Origin of the sequence: Sporosarcina sp. NCCP-2222 (assembly GCF_023168145.1) — a bacterium.
In the GTDB taxonomy this organism is placed as follows: Bacteria; Bacillota; Bacilli; order Bacillales_A; family Planococcaceae; genus Sporosarcina.
This window is the reverse complement of sequence record NZ_BQYK01000001.1, coordinates 333,456-349,928: the sequence shown is the minus strand read 5'-3', so window position 1 is coordinate 349,928 and position 16,473 is coordinate 333,456. Positions and strand designations below refer to the sequence as shown.

The window sequence follows — 16,473 nt, the reverse complement described above, 5'->3', positions numbered from 1 at the left end:
ATTGGTTTGTGAAGTTCCAAAGTACTTTGATCAAAGCGATTGGGAATTGGTATCCTATGGAAAAGATCTTTAAGGAGAAACCGTTTATGTGGTAAAGTTGAAGAAAAGAAGATGAAAGAAAAAATAGGGGGAATTCATCTGGTATATGTAATGATATTCTTTTCTCTATTTATCTCAGCAATCGGGTCGGTTGCTATCCTAAAAAAGACGGAACATAAAGTATGGAGTATGGTATCAGCTGTATTTGTAAATATCATCATCTTACTTTCTACCATGTTCATTATGTACAATATGAATGAAGAGGCGCGTATTTTTGGTGTCGACGATTCAGAATCACTTACTTTAATAATTGCTATCCCGATTATATCGTGGGTAAATTTTGTACTACTTCAATTTGTGAATAAGAACGGCAGGCAGGTTAATTAGCACACAACATTCATGAGGAACATATGGAGAGTGAAAAACGCACAGGCGTAGCTGTGCGTTTATATCATTTCTTATCGCCGACCGTTATTCGATTCATTTATCTGGCATGCCATTCATATTGAATATCAGGCAAGCCTTCTTCGTTTTCATGTCCTCTGCCAACTTTTTGAAACCCATTCTTTTCATAAAAACGTTGCGCGTTTTTATTTATTTCAAATGTAGTTACTGTTAGCTTCCCGCTTGATTGCGATTTAGCAATGTCCAGGAATAATTGGCCGATACCAAAGCCTTGATAGTCAACATGAATATAGAGCTGGCTAATTTCCTCATTATTATACGCAATCATGCCTACTACTTGCTGGTTAAATAAGGCGATGTCTATATGAAAATGCTTTGGTACAATTGATTTAAAAAATAAACATGCTCCTCAAAGCTATGAATTTCATTCCGGCAAATGGCCTTTTCTTTACTAGTACGCCACATGCTCACAGTTTGTTCAGCATATTCCGGGCGATACGGAATGATAATCATTTCGGGCAGGTTCATCTTCTTGCCTCCTCGGCGCTTTCCATTCCATGACTGCAGTGTGAATCGTGCGCCTTTCTCGCCCCATTGTCATCCATGATCCATGAATGTTCTCTTAACATATTTCATCAATTCAGCAGCAGGGGAGACGTCATGTGTTACATATAACGATCTGGCTCCGACTGGATCCTCCACTTCGTTCAGCAGCCAGCGGCCATCCGGCAACAGGAGAAAGTCGATGCCGATATAGTCGCTTTTTAAAGCCTTCGCCATGGTTTGCGCTTCCTTTTCCTGTGATGCAGAAAGAATGTATCGTTCCACGGAGCCGCCTAATGTATAGTTTGATTTGAACGAATCGCGTCCTATGCGTTTTACGGCACCTAGTACTTCATTCCCGAGCATGAACACCCGTATATCCGTGCTGTTCGATTCAACAAAAGGCTGGGTAATGATGTTCCGGCCAGCAAACGTATTGAAAAAATCCTCCGCTTCTTCTTTCGATTGGCAAAGAGAAACCTCATTGCCACCATGGCCATCACACGTTTTTAAGACGTTCGGGAAGACGGAAAGCTCATCGGCTGAGCCGACTTTTTTTGTAGGGACGGCAGGAATGCCGAGCAATGCTGCAAGTTCATAAGTCTTGAATTTATCATTAGCGATCCGGTTCACTTCCGACCGGTTGAACAGTCGAAACCCTGCGGCCTCCCAATTCGCAGATAGCTCTGGATTTCGATCGCGGAAAATAATGAAATCAGCATCCTCAGCAGGTTGTTCTTCATCCACGATAAGTGTCAATTCCATATCCAATCGATGGGCTGAATTCTTCAAGTCATCAATAAATCCTTTATTTCGTTCGGCCTCCGCGGATGAATAATAAAGACATCCTTTCATGACAGCTTCCCTACAATATATTCAATCATCTTATCCGCAACATTAATGCCCGTGACATTATAAATATTGCGGATATGTGCGGCAGCGTTCACTTCACAGACGAGCGGCTGTCCGCTTTCGCCAAATAACAAATCGACGCCGGCAAATTCGGCCCCAACCGCCTCGGCAGCTTGCAATGCAATCGACTTTTGCTCATCGGAGAGTTCGATAACGCTTGCCACCCCGCCATTTGTAATATTCGCCCGGAAATCGGTTTCAGACGAACGATACATGGCCGCCACGATTTCACCGCCGACAATATTGACCCTAATGTCACGCCCTCGGCTCGATGCAATGAACTGTTGAAATACATAATCAATCCCTCTCAATTCATCGACTTTCGCATAAAAGTCTTCTTCTGTTTCAATCAAATACACTTTCATGCCGAAAGAGCCATGTCCTTCTTTTATAATGAGCGGCAAGCCAAGTTGCTTGAGTACATTTTCATAATATCCGGTGTTCTGTATGGTGAAATTCGGATACACTTTTGGCGCAATGATCGTTTTAGGCATCGGGATGCCTGCATTTGCAAGTTTAATATATTGTTTTGCTTTGTTGTCACACGTTTCGATGACATCCGGATCATTGAAGACGGGGATGCCATTCTGTTTCAAATAGGTCGCGAGCAAAATGTCTTTATCGAGGAAAACGACAAAATCTGGCCGATTACGAATTGGCGCTGAGAGATCGATCAGTACCTCAAAGTTCTTTTTCAATGTCGCCTGAATGCCTGCCCGCTCTGCCGCTTCCGCAACAAGTACTGCCTGATCTAGGAATTTATCGCTAGTTAAACTGCCATTGTAAATCACCCAACAACTTCTCATATAGGACCCCTCCGGCCATGATATACTTACCCTAAGCTGATTTTAACACACGGAGGGATTCAATTGATTCCAAAATTGGATGAATATAAAGAGCGATGGGACATTCGTAGTGATAGCGAAATAAAACCAGGGCTGGATCACGTGAAAGAGGCGTTGCGCCGCGTCGGAAATCCGGAAAAAGAGTTGAAAATTATCCATGTGGCGGGGACAAATGGGAAAGGCTCCACTGTTGCCTTTATGGAAGCTATTCTTAAAGAGCACGGCTATCAGACAGGGGTATTTTCTTCTCCCGCACTTGTCGATCTGCATGATCAGATCAGATTAGACGGGCTGCCGGCCAGCAGAACGGAGTTGGACGTAGCGTTTCGCTGCATGAAGGAAAATGGCATTAGCGGGTTACTAACAGATTTTGAGTTGCTGACGGTTGCTGCATTCTTGGTGTTCCAACGGAATGCTCCAGATTATGTTTTGCTGGAATGCGGAATGGGCGGAGAGCTGGACAGCACAAACGTGGTAACGCCACTCGTATCTATCATTACTTCCATCGCACTAGACCATGAAGGGTTTCTCGGAACGACACTTACAGAAATTGCGGGCCATAAGGCGGGAATCATTAAGAAGCAGGTGCCTGTCGTAACGGGAAGTTTGCCGGATGAGGCAAAAGCTGTGATTGAACAAAAGGCAGATACGCTAGAAAGCCCTTGGAGAAGCTTCGGAGTTGATTTTACATTGGAGACAGGGGAAACGGAGCGATTCATCGGTTTAGCTTCATTCGAATGGCAAACGAGGAAGATGAAAGGACCACACCAGGCAAGAAACGCCGCCGTTGCTTTGGAAGCACTGTTGCTTGCGGGAATTAATTTGGAACAGCCAGCCGTCGCAGCCGCCATTGCCAAAGCACAGCTTCCGTTCCGGTTTCAGGAAATTAGCGAGGGGGTATTTCTGGATGGTGCACATAATCCGGCTGCAGCTAAAGCACTAGCTGATACGATCCGGACAGAGTTCCCTGGAGAGAAAGTTGATTTTATAATTGGGATGCTGCAAACCAAAGATATTCAAAAGACCCTCGATGAACTGATTCCCGTGGCTAAATCCTTTACATTTATCTCTTTTCCACATCCACAAGCCGCCTCTGCTGAACAGCTTATGGAAAGTTGTCGGTATAGTACAAAAAGGGTGACAAAATTGGAAGCTGATTCTATAATACTAACAAGAGGAAATACTAGGAAGAAAATAGTTGCAGGGTCACTGTATCTAATCACTAGTCTTTTGGACTACTTTGAGTTAAAATGAGGATGGAAGTTCATTAAGTGTAATGAATTGGTAAACGTGTAAAATAAATTAAGAACCCTTTTAATTAGGTAAGGAGGAAATGAGAAATGTCCCAGAAGAGAGATCATATACTTATTTTTTTCTTTTGTTGGCTGCTCATTGTTCCTTCTGGACTCTATTTTGCATGGGCAAATTTCTCGCCGCAGTCATTTGATTGGTTCAGAATCATTCTTTATACGTTCATGGCCTTACTGACGTCTTCTTTCATAGTAAAATTTAATGGTAAACCTATTTCATTGACGATGTGGGTGACGATGGCTGTATTTCTGGAGTATGGGCTGTTCGTTGAAATAATAATTAGCCAGCTGGCGCTTTTCGCTACATTGACCGTACAAAAAAGTTCATTGCCGTTCGTCAAGAGGTATTTCATTAATTCATCGATGGTCATGATCACTTCGGCAGTGGCGGCTTTCGGGTTCTATTTTGTTGGTGGTGATATCGGAACGAATCACTTTGGAATCGCTCTCGTCAGCCTCGCTGTCTACCGGCTATTTTATACGGTTGCCAATTTATCGATACTCAAAATCTATTTTATGTATAGCAGGAGTTCATCTGTTTTTACGTTTCGCGATATTGCCTTTGAATATGGAAGCGTCGTCCTTCTGCTTCCGATTTCCTTAACGCTGTACTTTTTACTAGAGGCCATTGGGGAAAGTGCATTTGCTTTAATTGGCATTCCGTATTTGGTGACGGTTACAATTATCCGTCAATATAGTAAATCGGAGCGAGTGAACAGTGATTTGAAAAGGGCGGGTGAGATCGGCAATGAATTGGCTGGCATATCTAGTGTCCAGCAAGTACGGGATCAATTTATCCAAAAGGTAAGTATCCTGTTCCAGTCCGATCATGTGTACTTGTTCAAAAGTCATGGGCAATGGCTGGAGCAAGTGAGGGTTTTGGAAGACGACAAATTTATTGAAAATGGATTTGAGTCATTTCAAATCGGGCAGGGGATTGCTGGAAGTGTGCTCTCCAAAACGGAGCCTGTCATATACCGGCGAAGATCCGAATGGGAAGATATCGCACTGCACTTCGCGCCGCTGGATTTGGAAAGTATTCTATGTGTACCGATTTCCCATCAAGATGAAGTTGAATTCATACTTCTGCTCGGTTCTAGAAGAAGAAAGGCTTTCAAGGAATATCAGCTGAAGATTTTGGATTTACTTGGCTCTTACTTCATCGTGTCTCTCGACAAAGCGAGGTATATGCAGGAAGCGCTGGCGAAGAGTGAAAAATGCGCATTGACAAAGCTCTATAACTACAAATATCTCGAAGATAAGCTGTCCGGCGATATGAAAAAGCTTGGCAGAGGAGATCTTAGGTCACTTTCCATTGTCATGGTGGACATTGACCATTTTAAACAAGTTAATGACACGTATGGGCATCAAAGTGGAAATGATATACTTGCGAGTTTTGCGGAACTGTTAGAGCAAGTAAAACCGGAAGGCGCGACGGTCGGCAGGTACGGCGGTGAAGAGTTTTTAGTCTTGCTTCCAAATAAACAAAAAGACGAGGCGTATCTTTTTGCGGAAGCATTACGGCAGCAAATCAGAGCCACGCCATTTGCAATCATTCCTGATTTAAGTGAGGATAAACGGCAACTTGATGTATTCATTACTTCAAGTATTGGCGTATCTGCAGCTCCGGATGATGCTGACGAAGCGATGACCCTGTTGCGGAATGCGGACCGGGCCCTCTACATTGGTGCGAAGCAGGCGGGTCGGGATAGGGTTGCACAATATGTGAGATAACGAATGGAGGATGGGAATGCAATATTCTGCGATGCAAAAGAGAGTCATATTAACGTTGTGGTTGTTGCTTTTCCCATCTATATTATATGTCAGCATTCATTATTTCCCGCTTGGCAAGTTAGATTGGTTCGATATTGGATTTAATTTAGTTGTGTATGCGCTCATTATGATGCTGCCGGTTCGTTTGAACAGTGTTTCGTTGAGTTTGGACAGATGGGTATTATTTTATGTGTTTTTTCATTACGGATTAGTAGTTGAATTTCTTTTTATCCAGTTCGGTGTCTTTCTACTCTTATTTTCGGACCGTTCCTCCACATCAAAAGTAATGAGATTCGCAGGTAACTCGGCGATTTTTGCTATCGTTTCACTTACAAGTGCGGCAGTTTATTACGCAGTAGGCGGAACAGTGGGTGAACCATCTGTCGGCAGGCTGGCGTTGTTCGGATTTCTGTACGCTTCGACGTATTCCGTCATGAATAACTTATTGCTACTGGCTTATTTTAAATTCGTGAAATATAAGGCGATCGAGTTTTGGGATTCTGCAGTGAAGGACTACATCATTACGATACTGCTACTTCCTTTTGCCATGACGTTATGTTTCTTGACAGCACTCTTGGATAATAAATCGTTCTTGCTGATCGGTATTCCATTCATTCTTGTATTGCTGATCACAAGGCGATATGTCCAATCGGAAGGGTTGCATGACGTACTAACCTCCGCCACAGCGATCGGACATCAGCTGGCTAAAAATCTGCGGGTGGAGGATGTGATGGACACATTTATCAGTAAGCTCAAAACGGTTATTCCTTATGAGAATGCGTATATTATTGATTTACGAAAAGATAAGCTAGTCATGCTTCGGGTAGTAGAAGCTGGTCAAATTGTGGAGAAAGCGGAGCTGTTCACTTGTCCAGATTGGCTAATTGCAGGGAACGGACTGGACACGGAGGCGACCTGTGTTTATTCGAATCGAAAAATGATGAGCAAATTGGAGCAGTATCATTTTGCACCGGCCATTCAATCCGTTATGACCACCCCGATACTCAGAGGATCGAAGACAGAAGGCTTTTTAATTCTTACCGCAAGCAGTCGGTACATTTTCACAGAGCTGCATACTAAAATGATAGGTGTGCTGGCCGGATACTTGATCGCTTCTATCGACAAAGCTATGTATTTTGAAAAAACAGTGGAAAAGAGTGAACGATGCGGTTTAACCGGACTTCATAATTTTAGATACTTGGAACGGAAGATGGACGAGGAAATGATTCGGTATCACACGAAAGACATCAGCCAGGTGTCCGTCATCATTTTGGATATTGACCATTTCAAATCAATTAATGATTCCTATGGCCATCAAAGTGGGAATGATCTGCTTTGCGCATTTGCGGAACTTCTGAAAAGCCATTTGGCGCATGGTGCGACCCTCACACGTTATGGAGGCGAGGAATTTGTCATGTTGCTGCCGAATGTCGATAAACAACAGGCTTACAAAATCGCTGAATCAATTCGCATGGAAGTCATGGCAACCAACTTCCGAATCATTCCCGATCTCACAGCAGACCGGCAGGCCATTCAAGTCCAAATGACCATCAGCGCAGGTGTCGCCTCCATCCCGAGTGATGCAAACGACGCGAAAGATTTATTGCGCAAGGCGGATCGCGCACTCTACATTGGCGGAAAGCAGGCCGGCCGTAACCGAGTCGGCGTCTACGAAGAAACTCAGTTCAATACCGTTGTATAAACAGGACCGGGGAACCGGTCTTTTTTTATATCTTTTTTACTAGCATTCGAGAAAAGTTGATAAGTTTTGATGAATTTTGTATGCTGTAAGTAACAAGATTGATAGGAATGTAAAGAAAATGTAATCTGTTAGATTAAACAATGAAAATAGTGGTAGAGAAAACAAAGGGAGGGCAATTCCATGAAGCGTTTACGAGTGGACAACAATGAACGGGGGGTAACGCTGGTGGAGTTATTGGCCTCCCTTGTTATTTTAGGGATTGTCTTCGTCGGCTTCATGACGGTTTTTCCGCAGATGACGAATTTTAATGAGAAGACGGGTAGCAAGTTGGAGACGATGAATTTGGCTAGGAGTAAGTTGGAGGAAATTAAGGATATGGGAATTCCGGCTGAATGTAAAGGAATTATTGATAGATGTGAAATCTCGGATGATAATGTAGAAGGATATAAAGTTACAATTCAATATAAAATGACTCCCGACTTGAAAAAAGAAGGAGAGCCAACTGAACAAGTTGCATTATATCAAGTGCATATTAAATTTTTCAGACCGGGGCACGAAAACAAACCAGTCAGTGAAACATTCGGTTATGTACGGGATTGATCGCAGAGATGGAAGGGGTGAAAGGTGTGTTGAAAAAACAGGATGGAATGACGTTAGTAGAGGTGCTGGCAACACTCCTTTTAACGTCCCTTGTTATTGTGCTCATCTGGACCACCGTTGCGATTAGCATGAAATATAATGTGACTGAAACGAAAAAACTGCAAATGCAGCAGGATGCGAATTATATTATTACAGATATCCAGAGAATACATAGGAAATATGAGTGTTATCAAATAATACAAGAAAACCAAGGTTCGTGGGAAGTCCAGGAATGCTCGAATGGTAAGATCATTTCGGTTTATTCAAATCCAGCTTTTAAATACGAGTTGTCAGGACAGCCAGAGAAAATTTTTACAAAACAAAAAAAAGAGGAAGCTGGAGTACGGTATTCTCCTTCCTACCTATTAACAGTGAGCGTCAATACTGATAAAAATAATGGACCATCTATTAAAGTGCAAACTACTATTTCACGTATTGATGAAAGTACTAAGCGATAGGAGGCAGATAAGATGAAAATTCTTCTGAATCAAAGAGGATATACATTACTCATTGTCCTTTTTTTGGTCGTTTTCATTATGACGGTTACCGCTATTTTCGTGAGAGGATCTATAAGTAACGCTAAGCAAGAGCACCTTGTGGATGATAATCAGCTTTCAGTTGTAGCTGCAGAAATGGGAGTTGAGTTTTACTCAAATTTATATAACAACTATTTTATTGATATTCGAAAAGATATATGGAATAAGGAATATAGTTTATTTCTTAAAGAAAAAGAAAACATTGTTAATGATAAATCTATAGTGCACAAGGAAAAGCGTATTGAAGAAGTTGCAGAATACTATCGGAATGAAGTTTACACGAAGGTATATCAGAAGTTGAGAAATGTTAATATTATTTCTCCCAATAACGACGTCATATTCTATTTTAATGAGAGACCAATTATTACACCATACTCTGACTCTTTGAGTAATTTCTATACAAGAGTATCTGGTACAGTTACAGGTGAATATAAAAACAAATCAAAAACAAAGCTTGAAATGGAATTATTATTATATATACCTAGTATGATCGAGAATAGTAATGAAGGTGAAGAAAAACCTGCATTTGATATGTTAAAACCTCATCAAATTAGAGAAATTGGTCAACATTTAAATTGTTTACAAAATCAAAGATATCAACAACAAGATTTTGTGAAAGTTTACTGTTCTAATACAAATTTCAATGGAGAACAAATTCAACAAAATAAGTCAGTGGATATAGGAACAAATGGTAATTTTACTGCGAAACAAATTGAACAGAATTATTCCAGTTTTACAGTAACATCAGGAGCACTATTTAAATCAGAACAAATTCAGCAAAATGGGACAGTTAATATACAGTCGGGAGGGGATTTTTCGGCTAAACAGATACAACAAAACGGGGAACTCCAGATACATACAAATGGATTGTTTTCTTCCGAACAAATTAATGATAACTCTAGCAAGTTAATGATAACGGCTTTAAATGGAATAACTGCTAAGCAAATTCAAAAAAACCATAATTCTAAATTTAAGACTAACAAGAATTTCGCATCTGAACAAATTCAGCAAAATACTGGATTTATTAAGTTGGAAGTTGCGGGAGATTTTAGCTCAAAACAAATTGATCAGAATGAGAACTTGGAGATCTTAACTTTAGGGAATTTTGAGTCTGAACAAATCCAGCATAATAAAAGCAACTCTATAATTCATGTCGGAGGTCAATTTAATTCGAAACATATACAGAATAATAAGAATTTAAAAATAATTGTAGCCTCAGATTTTTATTCTGAACAAATACAAGGCAACGAAAGGCTTGAACTTTATGTTAATAGAAACTATAAGTCTAAGCATGTCCAACAAAACGATAATTTGAAAATAATTGTAAGAGGGGATTTTACTGCGGATAAGTTGGATTTAAAACCAAATAGTTTAGTTTGCGTAGGTGGGAAATTCTCTGTAGAAAACATTAATAAGGATTCATCCAGTAGTATTTATGTGTTGAATATGAATAATGAAACTATTAATAGTAGAGAGATAACATTAACGAATAGTGAAGAGTGGACATCCAAATGCGGAGGAGAACCTATCGATTCTACGATAAATTGGAAAAAACCTATTATCGATATCGAATATTGAATCTGAAGCATATAGGAAAGGTGGGAGAGTAGGTGAATAAAAAAATCCTCTCTTTTTTCATAATAATTTTATCGGTTATATTAATATCAACAGGAGTATTTGCTTCTGAATTTCGAAAGAAAGAATTCTCGTCCCGCACTTTCATCGGCCCATACGACATCTCGGGATTAACCGTAGGTGAAGCAAAAGCCAAGCTGGCAACTGATGTAACTGCACTTCACGATCAGATGGAGCTGTCAATCGTTTATTTAGATGAGACGGCTCAATTGCCAAAGGAAATTGTAGCTTTTAATGTGGAGAAATCTGTAGCGGAGGCGCAGCCTGGGGAAGAAAACCCGTTATACTCGATTGTTTCTGAAGATGGGTTGGAGACTGTGTTGGTGCAACAATTCGGATCTATTTCGTTTTCGAAGGAATCAATTGAAATGATTTCGCAGGGAATAGCAGAAGAGATGCAGAGTGCCATTTTTCCGCATGTCGTGTACATAACGGATTATATGACAAAGGCTGACCGGAAGCAGACGATGGTGGCGTCAGCAAGTCATTCGATGGATCATCTATCTCCTATACTAATTGAAGCGATTCGGAGCCTGGACGGGGCAGAAATTAAGGGGCATCAAGTTTTTGATTTGACGGAAGAGCTTGGGGAAACGGAAGTGGCTCCGTTATCTGACTCTGAGCTGACCATTCTTGCTTCGACTTTGTATCAAGCGGTTTTGCAAACGAATTTTGCGATTGAGGAACGAGCCATTAGTTCGTCGCTCCCTCCGGCAGTTGAAGTTGGATTTGAAGCTGCTGTGAATCGCCGGCTCGGTATCGGGTTTTCATTTCTGAATCCTAATAAAGCAGATTTTGTTTTACATACGGAAGTGAAAGCAAATGAGCTGCTAATTTCCATTGAAGGCTTGCCGTTGGTGTACCAATACGAACCTTATATCGAACGAGTGGATACGTTCAAGCCGCGGATCATCAAGCAATTCAGCGCTTTTATTCCAACAGGCCAGGTTGTTGAGAAGGAAATTGGTAAGGATGGATTGGAAGCTATTGTTCAGAGAGCGCTGAAACAAGAAGGTGTTTTAGTGGAGATGGAACCTGTATCGAAGGATTTTTATGCTCCTGTTCCTCGTGTTGAATTGCATCCTCTCGTAGATGAGAAAGAGGCTGCTAGTATATCTGATTCAACGGACTCGGAGACAGTAACAGTGCCGGGTGGCAATGAAGTGACTTCTGATTCAGCTTCCACACAAGCACAAATAGAAGGTACTCAGGAAGAAGTGACTTCAGGGCAAACAAGTACAAGTACTACTTCCACTGGATCGAATGGACAACAGTCGGATAGTCAGGAAGGCATCATTTATGACAAAGGCGGCATGCCGGTCAACAAGTGATCGAGAGGAGAGGAAGTATGGCGACAACTCGAAAACGGCTAGGGGATTTACTTGTGGAATCTGGCCTGATTACAGATGCACAGCTGCAAACAGCTTTAGCGGAAAAGCCGCGTGACCAGAAACTGGGGGATTCATTACTGCAGCGCGGCTATATCACAGAACAGCAATTAATAGAAGTTTTGGAGTTCCAACTAGGGATTCCGCACATCAACTTATTCCGTTATCCGTTTGATGCTAAGCTCTTCAATATTGTACCGAAAGAGTTTTCAAAACGGAATTTGATCGTTCCTCTAAAAGCAGAAGGGGACAAGCTGTTTGTGGCAATGGCTGATCCCATGGACTATTTGTCTATCGATGACCTTCGGCTTTCCACGGGATTCCATATTGAACCAGCAATTGCATCAAAAGACGATATCTTACGGACAATTTCCAAGTATTACGAAGATGACTTGCTAGAAGACTTTTTAATTGACCAGCCTGAAGATACGCGTGAGCAGCAAGATGAACTGACCGATCTGGACTCGCCGATTGTCCGGCTTGTGAATCAATTGCTTTCTTCTGCTATTACCCAAAAGGCAAGTGATATTCATATCGATCCACAAGAACATCAAGTGGCGATCCGTTTTCGTATTGATGGGTTGCTTCATACCGAGCGCTATTTGCCGAAGCATATGCAAGCAATGCTTACCGCGCGCATTAAAATCATGTCCCGTCTCGATATTACCGAGCAACGGGTTCCACAGGACGGTCGGATTAAAGTGAATATCGACTTCCGACCGATCGATTTGCGTGTATCGACCCTTCCTACTGTATTTGGTGAAAAAATTGTTATGCGTATTTTGGATTTAAGCAGCTCCTTAAATGATTTATCGAAACTGGGATTTAGCGAAATGAACTTGGAGCGTTTTTTACAACAAATTGAACGGCCAAATGGCATTGTGTTAATTTCTGGACCTACCGGTTCGGGGAAATCATCCACTTTATATGCGGCACTTAACCGTTTAAATCAAGAAGAAGTTAATCTTATTACGGTAGAAGACCCGGTGGAATATCAGCTTGAAGGGATCAACCAAATACAGGTGAATCCACAGGTTGGACTAACTTTCGCAGCCGGACTTCGGTCGATTCTCCGGCAAGATCCGGATATTGTTATGGTCGGTGAAATCCGGGATCGTGAGACAGTGGAAATTGCCATTCGTGCATCGCTTACGGGGCATCTTGTTTTGAGTACCATTCATACAAATGACTCGATTGCCTCGGTGACACGGCTGCTCGATATGGGCGTCGAACCATTCCTCGTGACGTCGTCTGTTAATGCAATTGTTGCGCAACGGCTCATCCGGCGTGTGTGCCGCGACTGCGGCGCGACCATGCCTGCATCCAATCGGGAAAAAGAAATTTTCGCAAAACGCGGTAAGTCCATTGAAACGATTGTACGTGGGCCTGGCTGTGCGTCTTGCAACATGACGGGATATCGTGGCCGGATTGCCATTCATGAAGTGCTTGTCCTGACAGATGACATGCGCGAAGTTATTAATAATGGCGGAACGCCTTCCAAGCTTCGTGAAATCGCCATTCAAAGCGGCACTGTTTTCTTAATTGACGATGGTCTGGATAAAGTACAACAAGGTATCACGACAACAGAAGAAGTTTTGCGTGTAGCTTTGATTGAATAGGGGTATCAAATATGAAAGACAGAATTGATGAACTATTAGCGAAAGCCTTTGAATTGAAAGCATCCGATATTCATTTGACCATTGGAATGCCGCCTGTATTTAGAATCCATGGCGATTTAAAACGGTATGGAACAGACGAATTGGATAGTGATTTTACAGAACTTGTCGCCAAGACGACGATTCCAGGTAAACTGTTTGAAACGTTTAAAAAGAGCGGACAAATCGATTATTCTTACGAAGTTCCAGGAGTTTCGCGGTTCCGTGTCAATGCATTTCAGCAAAGAGGGGCGGTTTCAATCGCCTTTCGGACCATACCGACAAAAATCCCGACAATTGAAGACTTGCAAATTCCTGGCGTGCTCAAGTCACTTGCCGGCACGCCGCAAGGACTTATTCTTGTCACGGGGCCGACTGGTTCTGGGAAATCTACCACTCTAGCCTCGATGCTTCGTTACATTAATGAAACGATGCGCAAACATATTATTACGCTAGAAGATCCAATTGAGTATGTGCACGCGCATGGATCATCAATTATTGATCAGCGTGAAGTAGGCTTCGACACCGATTCGTTTGCTGCAGGCCTTCGGGCATCATTGCGGCAGGACCCGGACGTCATCTTAGTCGGTGAAATGCGCGACCTAGAGACGATATCAACGGCTATTACCGCAGCGGAAACCGGACATCTTGTGTTGGCTACACTTCATACTTGGAGCGCTGCTTCTACCATCGATCGTATTATTGATGTGTTTCCGCATGGTCAGCAGGCGCAAATTCGTGTTCAGCTAGCAGGCGTATTGACCGCAGTTCTATCGCAGCGTTTATTTCCGACAGTTGATAGAACAGGAAGAAGGGCAGCGACAGAACTGATGATTAATAATCCTGCCATCGCAAACTTGATTCGATCTGAAAAAGTCCATCAGATCCCGAATGTTATTCAAACAAATCGTTCTATGGGCATGCATATGATGTCTACTTCCGTCAGGCAGCTGCTCGATCAAGGTGTTATTGCCTATGACATGGCGATGCCGTACCTCGAAGGTGATGAATCGTAATGGCTCGTTTTAAATACGAAGGTCGTGATGCAAGATCGATACGGACTGGGGTCATTACTGCTGGAAACAAACGAGAAGCGGCATTAAAGCTCAAAAGCCAGGGCATACGGGTGAAAAACCTCCAAGAAATTGCGGAGACGGCGCTGACGAAAGAGATACACTTTGGAAGGCCAGTGAAACGGACCCAGTTCATTATGTTTCTGCGCCAATTTTCCACATTGCTTCGGGCAGGTGTCACGATTGTAGAATCGATCCGTATTTTATCCCTTCAGGTAGAAGGAAAGCAGTTTCAAAAAATATTGATTGCAATAGGGGATGACCTAAGAGGAGGCGGTTCGTTATCCGCAGCACTCGCAAAGCATCCAAAGGCCTTTGAGCCGCTCGTCATCAATATGATCGAAGCAGGCGAAATGTCCGGAACCGTCGATGATTCACTCGACCGCCTCGCCGATCATTATGAGAAAGCGCATCGGTTGAAGCAAAAGGTGTTATCAGCACTTTCGTATCCAATTGTAGTTGGTATTGTGGCAATCGGCGTTGTCATTTTCTTGCTGACATTTGTTGTGCCGATGTTCGTTGACCTGTTTGACAGTGTAGGCGGAGAGTTGCCTTGGCTGACAAAATTCGTTTTACAGGCAAGCGATTTCATGGTCGATTACTGGTACTTGTTCTTTTTATTCGTGGCGGCAATAGTAGTAACAGTCATGATGATGCGGTCAAACCGAAATGGGAAGTTTATGCTTGATACGTTGCTGCTCCGGATGCCGATTTTTGGCGATATCGTCAAAAAATCCTCACTCGCAACGTTGACTCGGACGCTAAGTTCGTTGTTTTCGAGTTCCGTTCCAATTTTGCAGTCACTCTCGATGACGGAACGGATTGTCGAAAATGAAGTCGTTTCCCGGGTTGTTTCGAAATCAAGAGAATCATTGCAACGGGGCGGCTCGCTCACGGAGCCGATGCTCGGACACTGGGCATTCCCACCATTGATTCCCCATATGATTGCAATTGGCGAACAAACCGGTTCACTCGACACGATGCTGGCAAAAGTGGCAGATTTCTACGAAAAAGAAGTTGATGCTGCAACCGATCGACTGAAAGCATTGATTGAACCGCTCATGATCGTCTTACTAGCAGGTCTGGTTGGGACTATAGTCCTTTCTATACTACTCCCGATGTTCAGCATATTTACACAGATTGATAATTTATGACGAAAAGATAAACAGTTAGAAAGAAATATAGGATTATAGTTCCATTACGTTTGGTAGTTTGGTATGCTTGTCTTATACAAAAGGTTGGAACTTGAGGAGGAATTTACATGAAAAAGTTTTTACAGAAAAGACTGAAGAACGAAAAGGGTTTAACGCTTGTCGAACTATTAGCCGTTATTGTTATTTTGGGGATTATTGCGGCGATTGCTGTGCCATCGATTGGTAGTATTATTGAAAACTCAAGAATTAAAGCTGCTAAGGCGGATGCATTAAATGCTATGTCCGCGGCTCAGTTATATTTTGCGGAAAACGATACAGAATCAACTGTCTCTCTTAAAACATTGCAAACTGAAGGTTATATGAAAGATCTTGGAACCTTAAATGATGGTGGCACAGTTAATAAGGGAGAAAAGGGAAGCGAAAATACAATTGACGCAACCGCTAATTATAGTGGAAGTAAGACAGTAACATTTACAAAGGCAACAGTTAAAGCGATAAATGATAGTAAGAATAGTACATCGGTTCCTATTGGGGCAGATGACAAAGAGGATTAAGTTTAATATTATTTGTCTTGTTAGTAAAAAGGAAAGGGAATACTATTAGTTTTCCCTTTCTTTTTATTACCTCGTAAAAGATACACAAAAATAATGATTAAACCAATCTTGTCTTACAATTCAGACTGTTATGTGTCATCATAATTATCGGTATCATTGCAATCATCGCCATCCCAACCCTCAATAAAATCATAGAAACCTCCCGAGTTAAACCCGAATAAAGCAATGACCCACATGATTTTCATTGCGGCTGACCTGTATTTTGTGGGAATCAAAGTAGTGATGGGTATACCAACTCTGTAGGTGTACC

General features: G+C 42.1%; 13 protein-coding genes and 1 pseudogene. 11 read left to right on the top strand and 3 right to left on the bottom strand.

All coding sequences use genetic code 11. The annotated features are described in order from the left end of the window. Positions 1 to 523: 523 nt before the first annotated feature. The 3 genes and pseudogenes from NCCP2222_RS01955 to NCCP2222_RS01945 all read right to left on the bottom strand — a co-directional run bounded on the left by NCCP2222_RS01955 (position 524) and on the right by NCCP2222_RS01945 (position 2,705). A pseudogene (locus NCCP2222_RS01955) lies at positions 524 to 972 on the bottom strand (N-acetyltransferase family protein). Positions 973 to 1,041: 69 nt separating this feature from the next. Further along, entirely contained in the window at positions 1,042 to 1,842 is an 801-nt protein-coding gene (locus tag NCCP2222_RS01950; RefSeq protein WP_248509100.1) for an ATP-grasp domain-containing protein, read from the bottom strand. After that, a complete protein-coding gene (locus NCCP2222_RS01945) occupies positions 1,839 to 2,705 on the bottom strand; it encodes an ATP-grasp domain-containing protein (protein ID WP_248509099.1) in 867 nt (288 codons plus the stop codon). Before NCCP2222_RS01945 ends, NCCP2222_RS01950 begins: the two co-directional genes overlap by 4 nt. A 63-nt stretch (positions 2,706 to 2,768) precedes the next feature. On the opposite strand from NCCP2222_RS01945, the gene NCCP2222_RS01940 reads away from it, so the two are divergent. The 11 genes from NCCP2222_RS01940 to NCCP2222_RS01890 all read left to right on the top strand — a co-directional run bounded on the left by NCCP2222_RS01940 (position 2,769) and on the right by NCCP2222_RS01890 (position 16,163). After that, entirely contained in the window at positions 2,769 to 3,998 is a 1,230-nt protein-coding gene (locus NCCP2222_RS01940; protein WP_248509096.1) for a bifunctional folylpolyglutamate synthase/dihydrofolate synthase, read from the top strand. A gap of 86 nt (positions 3,999 to 4,084) precedes the next feature. Beyond that, positions 4,085 to 5,788 (top strand): GGDEF domain-containing protein, encoded by a 1,704-nt coding sequence (locus NCCP2222_RS01935; RefSeq protein WP_248509095.1) that lies wholly within the window; start codon positions 4,085 to 4,087, stop codon positions 5,786 to 5,788. A 16-nt stretch (positions 5,789 to 5,804) separates the two neighbouring features. Beyond that, complete coding sequence (locus tag NCCP2222_RS01930; protein WP_248509094.1) at positions 5,805 to 7,529, top strand: sensor domain-containing diguanylate cyclase; 1,725 nt, start codon at positions 5,805 to 5,807, stop codon at positions 7,527 to 7,529. Positions 7,530 to 7,709: 180 nt separating this feature from the next. Beyond that, the gene (locus tag NCCP2222_RS01925; RefSeq protein ID WP_248509093.1) at positions 7,710 to 8,129 is read left to right on the top strand and encodes a type IV pilus modification PilV family protein; all 420 of its coding nucleotides are present in this window, start codon (positions 7,710 to 7,712) and stop codon (positions 8,127 to 8,129) included. Between the two features lie 26 nt (positions 8,130 to 8,155). Next, complete coding sequence (locus tag NCCP2222_RS01920) at positions 8,156 to 8,626, top strand: PilW family protein (RefSeq protein ID WP_248509092.1); 471 nt, start codon at positions 8,156 to 8,158, stop codon at positions 8,624 to 8,626. Between the two features lie 12 nt (positions 8,627 to 8,638). Then, positions 8,639 to 10,282, top strand: coding sequence for a hypothetical protein (locus NCCP2222_RS01915; RefSeq protein ID WP_248509091.1), 1,644 nt, complete (start codon positions 8,639 to 8,641; stop codon positions 10,280 to 10,282). A 32-nt stretch (positions 10,283 to 10,314) separates the two neighbouring features. Further along, complete coding sequence (locus tag NCCP2222_RS01910) at positions 10,315 to 11,670, top strand: VanW family protein (protein WP_248509090.1); 1,356 nt, start codon at positions 10,315 to 10,317, stop codon at positions 11,668 to 11,670. Between the two features lie 17 nt (positions 11,671 to 11,687). Then, positions 11,688 to 13,346: a GspE/PulE family protein gene (locus NCCP2222_RS01905; RefSeq protein ID WP_248509089.1), complete on the top strand. Its 1,659-nt coding sequence runs from the start codon at positions 11,688 to 11,690 to the stop codon at positions 13,344 to 13,346. Between the two features lie 11 nt (positions 13,347 to 13,357). Continuing rightward, positions 13,358 to 14,398: a type IV pilus twitching motility protein PilT gene (locus NCCP2222_RS01900; protein WP_248509077.1), complete on the top strand. Its 1,041-nt coding sequence runs from the start codon at positions 13,358 to 13,360 to the stop codon at positions 14,396 to 14,398. Continuing rightward, positions 14,398 to 15,609: a type II secretion system F family protein gene (locus NCCP2222_RS01895; RefSeq protein WP_248509075.1), complete on the top strand. Its 1,212-nt coding sequence runs from the start codon at positions 14,398 to 14,400 to the stop codon at positions 15,607 to 15,609. Before NCCP2222_RS01900 ends, NCCP2222_RS01895 begins: the two co-directional genes overlap by 1 nt. 107 nt (positions 15,610 to 15,716) lie before the next feature. Continuing rightward, on the top strand, positions 15,717 to 16,163 hold the full coding sequence (locus NCCP2222_RS01890; protein ID WP_248509073.1) for a type IV pilin protein: 447 nt from the start codon (positions 15,717 to 15,719) through the stop codon (positions 16,161 to 16,163). Positions 16,164 to 16,473: the final 310 nt, after the last annotated feature.

Bases quoted from the DNA above. Each gene is read 5' to 3' on its own strand.
- NCCP2222_RS01905 (WP_248509089.1), top strand. From the start codon at position 11,688: ATGGCGACAACTCGAAAACGGCTAGGGGATTTACTTGTGGAATCTGGC.
- NCCP2222_RS01930 (WP_248509094.1), top strand. From the start codon at position 5,805: ATGCAATATTCTGCGATGCAAAAGAGAGTCATATTAACGTTGTGGTTG.
- NCCP2222_RS01915 (WP_248509091.1), top strand. From the start codon at position 8,639: ATGAAAATTCTTCTGAATCAAAGAGGATATACATTACTCATTGTCCTT.
- NCCP2222_RS01900 (WP_248509077.1), top strand. From the start codon at position 13,358: ATGAAAGACAGAATTGATGAACTATTAGCGAAAGCCTTTGAATTGAAA.
- NCCP2222_RS01935 (WP_248509095.1), top strand. From the start codon at position 4,085: ATGTCCCAGAAGAGAGATCATATACTTATTTTTTTCTTTTGTTGGCTG.
- NCCP2222_RS01895 (WP_248509075.1), top strand. From the start codon at position 14,398: ATGGCTCGTTTTAAATACGAAGGTCGTGATGCAAGATCGATACGGACT.
- NCCP2222_RS01890 (WP_248509073.1), top strand. From the start codon at position 15,717: ATGAAAAAGTTTTTACAGAAAAGACTGAAGAACGAAAAGGGTTTAACG.
- NCCP2222_RS01925 (WP_248509093.1), top strand. From the start codon at position 7,710: ATGAAGCGTTTACGAGTGGACAACAATGAACGGGGGGTAACGCTGGTG.
- NCCP2222_RS01945 (WP_248509099.1), bottom strand. From the start codon at position 2,705: ATGAGAAGTTGTTGGGTGATTTACAATGGCAGTTTAACTAGCGATAAA.
- NCCP2222_RS01950 (WP_248509100.1), bottom strand. From the start codon at position 1,842: ATGAAAGGATGTCTTTATTATTCATCCGCGGAGGCCGAACGAAATAAA.